This window comes from Plasticicumulans acidivorans (assembly GCF_003182095.1).
GTDB lineage: Bacteria > Pseudomonadota > Gammaproteobacteria > Competibacterales > Competibacteraceae > Plasticicumulans > Plasticicumulans acidivorans.
Window position 1 is genome coordinate 134,922 of sequence record NZ_QGTJ01000010.1, and the last position, 10,942, is coordinate 145,863.

Annotated in this window: 8 protein-coding genes; all 8 read left to right on the plus strand. The window is 50.0% G+C overall.

All coding sequences use genetic code 11. The features are described 5' to 3' along the window. Positions 1-30 precede the first annotated feature (30 nt). The gene (locus C7443_RS16045; RefSeq protein ID WP_110019630.1) at positions 31-1,461 is read left to right on the plus strand and encodes a mannose-1-phosphate guanylyltransferase/mannose-6-phosphate isomerase; all 1,431 of its coding nucleotides are present in this window, start codon (positions 31-33) and stop codon (positions 1,459-1,461) included. 3 nt (positions 1,462-1,464) lie between these two features. Beyond that, the gene (locus C7443_RS16050; protein WP_110019631.1) at positions 1,465-2,838 is read left to right on the plus strand and encodes a phosphohexomutase domain-containing protein; all 1,374 of its coding nucleotides are present in this window, start codon (positions 1,465-1,467) and stop codon (positions 2,836-2,838) included. Between the two features lie 254 nt (positions 2,839-3,092). Next, entirely contained in the window at positions 3,093-3,524 is a 432-nt protein-coding gene (locus C7443_RS16055; RefSeq protein WP_110019632.1) for a low molecular weight protein-tyrosine-phosphatase, read from the plus strand. A gap of 5 nt (positions 3,525-3,529) precedes the next feature. Next, a complete protein-coding gene (locus C7443_RS16060) occupies positions 3,530-4,690 on the plus strand; it encodes a polysaccharide export protein (protein ID WP_110019633.1) in 1,161 nt (386 codons plus the stop codon). Positions 4,691-4,732: 42 nt separating this feature from the next. Continuing rightward, a complete protein-coding gene (locus C7443_RS16065; RefSeq protein ID WP_110019634.1) occupies positions 4,733-6,949 on the plus strand; it encodes a polysaccharide biosynthesis tyrosine autokinase in 2,217 nt (738 codons plus the stop codon). 193 nt (positions 6,950-7,142) lie between these two features. Next, complete coding sequence (locus C7443_RS16070) at positions 7,143-8,924, plus strand: SLC13 family permease (RefSeq protein ID WP_110019635.1); 1,782 nt, start codon at positions 7,143-7,145, stop codon at positions 8,922-8,924. 129 nt (positions 8,925-9,053) lie between these two features. Next, positions 9,054-10,766, plus strand: coding sequence for a bifunctional sulfate adenylyltransferase/adenylylsulfate kinase (locus tag C7443_RS16075; protein WP_110019636.1), 1,713 nt, complete (start codon positions 9,054-9,056; stop codon positions 10,764-10,766). 72 nt (positions 10,767-10,838) lie between these two features. After that, positions 10,839-10,942, plus strand: a 104-nt coding sequence (locus tag C7443_RS16080; protein ID WP_246004692.1) for a sugar phosphate nucleotidyltransferase, incomplete at its 3' end; no start/stop codon positions are given.

The following is a 10,942-nucleotide window of genomic DNA, read 5'->3' on the forward strand; positions in this document are numbered from 1 at the left end:
GCCCGCCGTCATGTTCAAGGAGTCGTCGCGATGACGAGCGTCTTGCCCGTGATTCTCTCCGGAGGCAGCGGAACGAGATTGTGGCCACAATCTCGCGAGGCCTACGCGAAGCAGTTCCTCGCGCTGGTTGATGAGCACACGATGCTGCAGGGAACGGTAATGCGCTTGGAGGGGTTGGCCGGGCTGCAGGCGCCGCTCATTGTTTGCAACGAGGCGCATCGCTTCATGGTTGCCGAGCAGCTGCGTCTTGTTGGCGTGGATCCGGCGGCTATTGTTCTTGAACCTGTGGGGCGCAATACGGCACCAGCCGTTACGTTGGCAGCACTGCAGGTACAGATGCAGGGTGACGATCCCTTGCTGCTGGTTTTGCCTGCGGACCATGTCATTGAAGATGCCGCTGCGTTTCGTTGTGCTGTGCAGGAAGCATGTCATGTAGCGGAAGCTGGCATGCTGGTTACCTTTGGGATCGTGCCGACTTCTCCGGAAACAGGTTACGGTTATATCAAGGCTGGAGCGCTTATTGAGGGCGAGCGTAACGTTAGTCGTGTCGATCGTTTTGTCGAAAAGCCTGATCGGGCGACTGCAGAAGCTTATGTTGCTGGAGGCGATTATTTCTGGAATAGCGGAATGTTTTTGTTCCGTGCCTCGCGGTTTCTAGCTGAAATTGAAACATACGCCCCAGACTTGCTTGCAGCTTGCCGTGCAGCGTTTGCAGGTGCCCGTCGGGATGTTGACTTCATTCGTCTTGATCTCTCAGCGTTTCAGGGGTGTCCCTCAGATAGTATTGATTATGCAGTCATGGAGCGGACGAGGAATGCCGCCGTGCTGCCGCTTGCAGCAGGTTGGAGTGATGTCGGTTCTTGGTCTGCGCTGTGGGATGTCGGCAAGCGGGATGCGAGTGGCAACGTCATTAAGGGGGATGTCATCAGCATCGACAGTTGCAATAGCTATGTGCATGCTGAAAGGCTTGTGGCTTTGGTAGGCGTTAAAGATCTTGTTGTCATCGATGCTCAAGATGCCGTGTTAGTGGCTAGTAAAACTCAAGTGCAGGATGTGAAGCGAGTTGTTGAGCAGCTTAAAGCTAATGGCCGCAGCGAGTGGAAATATCACCGAAAAGTGTATCGGCCTTGGGGCGCGTACGATTCGATTGATAGTGCAGATCGCTTCCAAGTAAAGCGTATTACAGTTAAGCCTGGTGCAGCGCTCAGCTTGCAAATGCATCATCATAGGGCTGAGCATTGGATCGTCGTCAAGGGAACGGCTGAAATCACTCGTGGTGATGAGACTTTCTTGCTTACAGAAAACCAGTCGACCTACATTCCTCTTGGTGTTGCGCATCGGCTTGTAAATCCTGGAAAGCTGACACTTGAGCTAATCGAAGTTCAGTCTGGCTCCTATCTTGGTGAGGACGATATCGTTCGCTTTGAAGATATCTATGGACGTCAGGGGACCAAAGGCTAAGCGATGACGATACTGACCTGCTTTAAAGCTTACGATATCCGCGGCCGTTTGCCGAATCAGCTCAATGAGAATATTGCATGGCGCATCGGACGTGCTTATGCCGCTTATTTGCAGCCGCGTGCTGTCGTTGTCGGTTTTGATGTGCGTTTGCAGAGTCCAGCGCTTGCTGCTGCCGTATCACGAGGCTTGTTGGATGGCGGGGTAGATGTTGTCGACATCGGCTTGTGTGGTACTGAAGAGGTTTATTTCCAAACCTTTCATCGCCAGCAGAAAGGCCTCCCGGTGGACGGCGGCATTATGGTAACTGCTAGCCATAACCCGATGGACTACAACGGGATGAAGCTGGTTCGTGCAGGTAGCCAGCCAATTAGCGGTGATTCAGGACTGCAAGCTATTCGCGAACTGGCGGAGCGCAACGAGTATCCGGTGGCTGATCGCCACGGAAACATTCATACCGATACCAGCAAACGCGCATACATCCAGCATCTGCTTGGCTATGTCGATGTCACGGCGCTGCTTACTCCATTGAAAGTCGTGGTCAACGCTGGAAATGGCGGGGCAGGTTTGATTATTGATGAGCTTGAAAAGTACTTGCCGTTTGATTTCGTTAAGGTGCATCACGACCCAGATGGTAGTTTTCCTAACGGAATTCCCAATCCATTGCTACCGGAGAACCGCGCAGCTACTGCAGCAGCAGTGCAGGCTAGTGGCGCCGATTTTGGTATTGCGTGGGACGGCGACTTCGATCGCTGTTTCTTTTTTGATGAGAATGGACGATTTATCGAAGGTTATTACCTCGTTGGATTGCTTGGGGCACAGATGCTGGAGAAGCACCCGGGTGCAAAGATCATTCATGACCCAAGGCTGACTTGGAATACGATTGACATGATTCGTGCGGCCGAAGGCGAACCAATTCAGTCGAAAACCGGCCACGCTTTCATCAAGGAGCGCATGCGTTTGGAGGACGCTGCCTATGGCGGGGAGATGAGTGCGCATCATTACTTCCGTGACTTCGCCTACTGTGATTCCGGTATGATTCCTTGGTTACTAGTAGCGGAGCGTTTGTGTCGCAGTGGGCAGAGGCTGTCTTCATTGGTTGATGAGCGGATGGCTGCGTACCCTTGCAGTGGTGAAATCAACTTCGAAGTTGCTGACAGTGGGGCGGTGATTGAGCGTATTTTGGCCCATTTCGCGCCCCTTGAGCCGCAGATAGACCGCACTGATGGCATCAGTGCTGAGTTTCCGCAATGGCGTTTTAATCTACGGGCATCGAACACTGAGCCGTTGCTGCGGCTGAATGTCGAAGCGCGAGCAGACGCAGTTTTGATGCAGGCGCGAACGGAAGAGATTGCTCAGTTGATTGCTGCCGTCTCGTGATTGGAGGCGGGACGCTGCCACGCCGGTAATTTGTGCTGCAAGTGCAAAAGTATTCATGACGAGACCGAAGAAATTCGGTTAATATCCGTGCAAAATGAAAGGCTTGCAGATTGATTTGTAAAGTTTGCTGACACCGGTTGGTTTGTGCCACCTGTATCGCATTGATGCTCTGCAGGGTCTCCAAGGATGGGTGTGCGTTGACCGGAGCCGCCTGCGCGGTTCGCATTCACACCGCCCAAGAACAAGGAAACTCGATGTTCGATAACATCTTGGTTGTTTGTGTCGGTAATATCTGTCGCAGCCCAATGGGGGCTGCCTTGCTGCAGCAGGCGCTACCTACAAAGTCTGTTAGTTCCGCGGGCATTGGCGCTCTCGCTGATCATCCTGCGGACCCCATGAGTGTGGATCTGCTCGCTGAGCGAGGCATTGACTTGTCTGCACATCGAGCCCGTCAGCTCACTCCAACGCTTGTGCGTTCAGCGGACCTCATCTTGGTCATGGAGTCAGGGCATAAAAAGGCGGTTGACAGAATCGATCCCAGCGGGCGAGGCAAAGTATACCGCTGGGGTGAGTGGGGTGGTTTTGATATTCCCGATCCTTATCAGCGCCCTCGTGAAGCATTTGAAGAGGCCTTGGTCTTGCTGGACCGGGGGCTTGCGGACTGGTTACCGAAACTTGAAGGTTGAGCGCGATGATGCGTAGCACGCTGCACCCCATCGCCTGTGCTGTGATTCTTGGCCTTGCTGTTGGAGGCTGTGGATTTGCGCCAGGCATGTATATGTCGTCTTTAACTGATTCATCAGATATAGATATTCCTGTTAATAAAGATGGTGAACCAAGCACAGAACGCGCAAAAATTACGCGTATTACTGCGCCGGTTGTCGTTGAGCAGTCCGAAATGCAACGCAAGCTTTTTGATGCGTTTGGTCGGCCACCAAAAGTTTCTTATGAAAGATATAGGCTTGGACCCCGTGATATTTTATCAATCACTGTTTGGGATCATCCGGAGCTGACAATCCCAGCCGGTGAGTTTCGTTCGGCAGAAGCTGCTGGGACGATTATTAATGAAGACGGTACACTGTTTTATCCGTACGTAGGAGTTGTTAAGGCAGCAGGCCTGACTGTTGATCAGTTGCGTAATTTGCTGATTCGGAAAATCGCGACCTATATTGAGAATCCGCAGCTTGACGTGCGCGTTGCTGCTTATCGAAGTAAAAAAGTCTATGTCGTCGGTGAAGTCAAAACGGCTGGAATTCAATTTATCAATGATATCCCGATGACTATTGCTGAAGCCGTGAATCGAGCCGGTGGCGTAAGCGAGATCGCTGATCAGCATCTTCTGACGTTGTCACGAAATGGTAAAGTGTACCCGATTGATCTGCTGGGAATGTATGAGAATGGTGACTTGCAGTCGAATGTTCTGATGCAAGATGGCGATATCCTCAATGTTTGGGATAACAGCCTGAATAAAGTCTTCGTCATCGGTGAAGTGGGCAGCCAGCGATCGCTGCTTATGAATAAGGGGCGGATGTCCTTGGCTGAAGCCATTGGGGATGCGGGAGGCTTTGACTTGGCATCCGCTAATACCAGCAACGTTTTCGTGATTCGTGCCAACGTGAGCGCTAAACCGGAAATCTTCCACCTGGATGTATCTACGGCAGATGCCATGTTGCTGGCTGACCGCTTTCCGCTGCAGGCACGTGATGTTGTTTATGTCGATACAGCTGGTGTTACGCGTTGGAACCGTGTGATCTCGCAGATCCTGCCAACGGCGCAGACCCTGCAGGCCTCGACGGCTACGCATTTCCCGTTATGGAACGGGCAAACGACAACGCAGATCAACGCTCGCTGATTTAAGAAATTCCTTTATAAGGTACTGTCGCCCGTGGCGAACATGAAACCAGAAACGAATATGCAGACAGGAATTGGTGCGGCAGATGATGATGTCGATCTTGGCGAATATCTGGCTGTACTCAGTGAGTCGAAGGGACTTATTTTTGGGGTGACACTCCTAGTATTGTTGCTAGGAGTTGCTTATGCATTTATCGCTCGCCCGATTTACTCGGTTGATGCAGTGGTGCAGGTCGAACAAAGTAAAACCAGTATTGATTCTGCACTTGGCGACATGGCGGATCTATTAGGTGGCAGTTCACCAACCGAAGCGGAAATGCAGATTATGCAGTCGCGATTGGTGCTCAGCCAAGTCATCGCAAACCAGCATCTCGATATTGTTGTGGATCCTGTAGCGTTTCCTGTATTTGGTGGTGCGTGGGCGCGGTACTTTGCGCCGGATAGTGGGTTAGCAGATCCGTTGTTTGGAATGGATGGATTTGCTTGGGGGGGGGAGGTTCTTCAGATTGATAGTCTTGAGGTTCCTGTTTCTTATTACAACAATAAAATAAAAATTTTAGCTGGAGATAACGGGTATTACACAGTATTTGATCCTGACAAAAATGCCGTATTGCAGGGCGAGGTTGGTAAAGCCGCAGAAGTGGGGATTGGTAAAGAACGTTTGCGTATCTTTGTTTCGGAGATGGTGGCCCGACCTGGTGTTACATTTAAGGTTATTAAAAAAGATCCTGTAACAGCAATCAGTGACGTTGATTCGGTACTGAAAGTTGGGGAGCAAGGCAAACAGTCTGGGATCATCGGGGTTAGTTATAGTGATACTGACCCTGTCAGAGCGGCAAAAACGATTGATGATATTGTAAATTTGTACCTGCGGCAAAATGTCGAGCGTCGATCAGCAGAGGCTGAGCAGACGTTGGCATTCCTTGGTAAGCAACTGCCAGTCCTTAAACAAAATATGGATACCGCTGCGGCTGTGTTGAACGAGTACCGTATCAGGGCTGGCTCAGTTGACATGGCCAAGGAGACTCAAGTCGTACTGGACCAGTCCGTTAGCCTGCAAAGCGATTTGGTTAAGTTGCGTCAGAAACGTGAGGAGTTGGTGCAGCGCTTTACTCCCTCGCATCCGCAAGTTGTGGCTGTAGATGCGCAAATTGATCGTATCTCTGCGTTGCTTAAGGATCTCGACCGGCGTGTGCAAGCACTGCCGGATGAGCAGAAGCAGATTTTGCAGCTTGAGCGTGATGCTAAGGTTGCTACGGATCTTTATGTCACACTACTGAACAATGCCCAACAGCTACAGATTGCCAAGGCAGGCACCGTTGGTAATGTCCGTATCATTGACCATGCGTTGGTGCCGACTGATCCGGATAAACCGAAAAAAGGGCTTGTAATAGCTATTGCTTTTGTCCTGGGTGGGTTTTTGGGGCTCGTTTCGGCTTTTATAAAACATGCATTGCGTGGTGGAGTAGAAGACCCTGATGTAATAGAAAAAACTATTGGCTTACCTGTCTATGCAACAGTTCCTCATAGTCGTTTACAAGCAAAGCTCAGTCGGCGTCTGCACGGTAATATTGATCAGAACTTATTGCTGTTCAGTCAAGATCGCGATGACTTGTCGATTGAAAGTTTACGCAGCCTCCGTACGACGTTGCATTTCGTGATGATGGAGGCAAAAAATAACGTCATCATGGTGACTGGGCCGAGTCCTGGATTAGGCAAATCTTTCTTATCAATGAACCTCTCGGCGGTATTAGCGACCGCCGGCAAGCGGGTGCTGGTTATTGATGCAGATCTAAGGCGTGGTCATTTACACGAGTATGTTGGTTTGTCTCGAGGTGCTGGTGTTTCTGATTGCGTGACTGGGCAGGTTGATTTCTTTGGTGCGGTGCGAGCAACGCCAATTGAAGGGCTTGATTTGATGAGTACGGGAGCTGTTCCTCCGAATCCATCAGAATTGTTGCTGCACGAACGTTTCGCTCAGGCGGTAGAGCAAGCTGCTCGGGAATATGATCACGTTTTGATCGATTCTCCTCCAGTATTGGCCGTGACGGATGCGGCTGTTGTTGGTCGTTTGGCTGGTGCATCACTTCTGGTCGTCAAGGCTGGAGCAAATCCCTTGCGGGAGGTCGAAGTTGCCGTCAAACGCCTGCGGCAGGCGGGAATTAATTTACGTGGGGTTTTATTTAACGATGTTACAAAGATTGGTGGCCGCTATGGCGCAGGGAAGTATGTGTATCAGTACGCATATAAAAACAAGTAAGCGCTGGTTTGGATGATGGCGGAAAATATTTTGTGAAAAACTACGCTGGGTTTGTTGTTTTTTATTTGTAGTTATTAAAGTGTTTTTGATAAAACAGACCTGTACGTTATCGGGTAAATAAGCAGGTTAAAATTGAGGAACGGAGCGAGGGAAATCTGAGTAGATTACGCCTCGACGTAGGAGTTAATGGTTGATGGATCATATTGTACTCGGTTGGCAGGCATGGCTGACGGTCGCCGTTGTGCTGTGGACCTTGCTAATGTTGGCAGTCAGTCGTGTTGGCCCAGATATGATTCTTGCGGCTGCGATGACGGTTTTGCTGGTTTCTGGTGTGTTGAAACCAGCCGAAGCTCTTAGTGGGTTTAGCAATTCTGGCGTGCTGACTGTTGCGGTATTGTTTGTGGTTGTGGCGGGGTTGCGCGAAACGGGTGGGATTCAATGGCTTGCATCGTTGGTGCTTGGTAAGCCCGGCTCGCTTGCTATTGCCCAGCTTCGGTTAATTTCGACTTCTTCTGTGCTTAGTGCATTTGTGAACAATACGCCGATCGTGGCGATGTTGACGCCTGCGGTTCAAGAATGGAGTCGGCGTGCTGGGCATGCGGCATCACGCCTTTTGTTGCCTTTGGATTACGCAACGATTTTGGGTGGGCTTTGCACGTTGATTGGGACTAGTACTAATTTGATTGTTAATGGACTCATTGCTCAGCAAGGCCTCGACCCTCTTGGTATGTTTGATCCAATGCGGGTTGGGTTGCCGTGTGCGTTAGTGGGTGGTATTTATTTGATGACTGTGGGGCGTCGTTTATTGCCAGCGAGGCGTAGCGCTGTGGAGCAGTCACAGAATGCCCGAGAGTATACAGTTGAAATGATTGTAGAAGATGGTGGACCTCTGGTTGGTGTATCTGTTGAGGAGGCCGGGCTTCGTTCATTGCCGCATTTGTATCTTGTTGAGATTGGCCGCGAGGGACGACTGATTTCCCCAGTAACTCCGCAGGAAGTGTTACGTGGCGGAGATCGTTTAGTATTTGCTGGAATTGTAGACTCGTTACTTGATTTGCGTCGTTTGCGTGGTCTTCGGGTTGCGACCGATCAGGTGTTTAAGCTTGAAGCACGTCACAATCAGCGTTGCTTGATTGAGGCTGTTGTCTCACCAATGTCGCCATGTGTCGGGCGCACTATTAGGGATGTGCGTTTTCGCAATCGATATGGAGGCGCTGTGATTGCAGTGTCGCGACAAGGCTCCAGAGTTCAACAAAAACTAGGTGATATTGAGCTTCAGCCCGGGGATACCCTTCTTGTTGAAGCTGCACCGCATTTTGTGCGCCATCATCGATACTCACGTGATTTTTTGCTGATTAGTCAGGTTGATGATTCAATGGTGCCGGATCATTCTCGTGCGCCTGTTGCATTAAGTATTCTTGCCGCATTGGTTGTTGGTACTACTGTATTTGATGTCAATACCTTATACGGTGCATTGCTTGCAGCAGCGGCAATGATTCTCGCTGGTTGTGTTAATCAAGGTCAAGCGCGTCGATCTATTGATTATCAGCTAATTGTGATCATCGCGTGTTCGTTTGCGTTAGGAGCCGCTGTTGAAAAAACACAGGTTGCAGCACTTGTGGCTCAACTAATGATGCATATGGTTGGCAGTGACCCTTGGATGACATTGGTCATTGTTTATTTGATAACTGTTTTGGCTACGGAACTTTTAACTAACAATGCTGCTGCAGTTTTAATGTTCCCAATTGGCGTCGCAGCTGCTCGTCAGATGGGGGTGAGCGAATTTCCTTTTGTTATGTCTATTATGGTTGGAGCATCCGCGGGCTTTATTTCTCCAATTGGCTATCAGACACACTTGATGGTTATGGGGCCGGGAGGCTATCGGTTTGGGGATTTCGTTCGTGTGGGGGGGCCATTGTCTGTGTTGGTCGGTGTGACGGCTGTGTTGGTTGCGCCATTTGTATGGCCGTTTTGAATGTTTCTGCTTGACATCAGTAGTGTGCTCTTTGTTGATGACTGACTAATGTTGTATGTCTAGACTTTGTTGCGTTGCGATAGTTGTGTTCGCTGCGTCCTTTTAATAAATGATTTGGAATATTGAAGCATGACAACGCTGATCGCTCCCCATGGTGGCAAACTTAAAAACCTCTACCTACCTGCAGAGCTCGCTTTAGAGGAGAAGCAGAAAGCTAAAGAGTATCGCTCTTGGGATTTAGATCATCGACAGTTGTGTGATATCGAATTGTTGCTTAATGGTGCGTTTTCGCCGTTAGAAGGGTTTCTCGGTAAGGCAGATTATGATCGCGTTGTGGCGGAGATGCGTCTTGTGGACGGCACTCTTTGGCCAATGCCGATCACCCTTGATGTCAGCAATACGTTTGCTGACTCGGTCACTTTAGGTGAGCGTATTGCCTTACGTGATCCGGAGGGTGTGCTTGTTGCTATTCTGGAAGTTTCGGATATTTGGGCTCCGGATAAAACTGTAGAAGCAAAAGGCGTATTTGGAACGGCGGATGATAAACATCCGGGTGTATCGTACTTGATGCATAAAGCTGGTGGCGTTTATATCGGTGGAAAGCTCAAAGGTATTGAGGCGCCGATGCATTATGATTTTCGCGGATTAAGGAATGATCCTGCGGATATGCGTGCTCGGTTTGAGAAGCTTGGGTGGCGTAAAGTTGTAGCTTTCCAGACGCGCAACCCTATGCATCGTGCACATCAGGAACTTACGTTCCGCGCTGCGAAACTGGCGGAAGCAAATCTTTTAATTCATCCTGTTGTGGGAATGACCAAGCCAGGTGATATTGATCATTACTCGCGCGTGCGTTGCTACGAGCATTTGATCAAACAATATCCTGAACAAAGCACGATGTTGTCGCTGCTGCATCTCGCGATGCGTATGGGTGGACCACGTGAAGCCGTTTGGCATGCGATCATTCGCAAAAATCACGGTTGTACGCATTTCATTGTTGGTCGCGATCATGCAGGGCCTGGAAAAGGCTCGGATGGCAAGGACTTCTATGGTCCTTACGAAGCGCAAGATCTGTGTGCGCAATATGCCGAAGAGCTGGGTATAGAAATGGTGCCATTCCAAGAGATGGTTTATGTTGAGGAGCTTGCTGAATATATACCTTCCGATGAGGTCAAGGCAGGTCAGACAGTTCTTAATATTTCCGGCACGGAGTTTCGCCGCCGTCTGATGGAAGGGCTGGATATCCCCGCTTGGTTCTCTTACCCGGAAGTAGTTGCTGAATTGCGGAGAACTCATCCGCCTAAGCATTTGCAGGGTTTTACAGTGTTCTTCACAGGACTTTCCGGGTCTGGTAAATCGACTATAGCTAATGCGCTCATGGTTAAACTGATGGAAATGGGGGGGCGCCGTGTGACCATGCTTGATGGCGATCTTGTTCGCAAGAATCTGTCATCAGAGCTGGGTTTCAGCAAGGAGCATCGCAACATCAATATTATGCGTATTGGTTACGTCGCCAGCGAAATCACGAAAAATGGTGGTATAGCGATTTGCGCACCAATTGCTCCGTATGCGCAAACTCGCCGTGATGTTCGTGAAATGATTTCGCCGTTAGGCGGCTTTGTTGAAATCCACGTTGCCACAACTGTAGAAACATGCGAGGAGCGGGATCGTAAGGGACTCTATGCAAAGGCCCGGGCTGGGATCATTAAGGAATTCACCGGTATTTCTGATCCATATGAAACTCCGGAAAATCCAGAGATGCGCATTCAAACTGAAGAATGCACTCCTGACGAAGCTGCCCAGCGCATTCTGCTAAAGCTTGAGAGCCTTGGTTATATCCGTTAGGCGAATAACTTCAGTAGGGAGAGGTGGTGTCGTCCACCTCTTCTTTCGAAGCTTTTTGATGAGGTTTCTGCCATGGAACGTAAAGGCATCATCTTGGCTGGAGGTTCGGGGACACGGCTGCATCCGCTGACGCTTTCAGTCAGCAAGCAGCTGATGCCGATCTACGACAAGCCCAT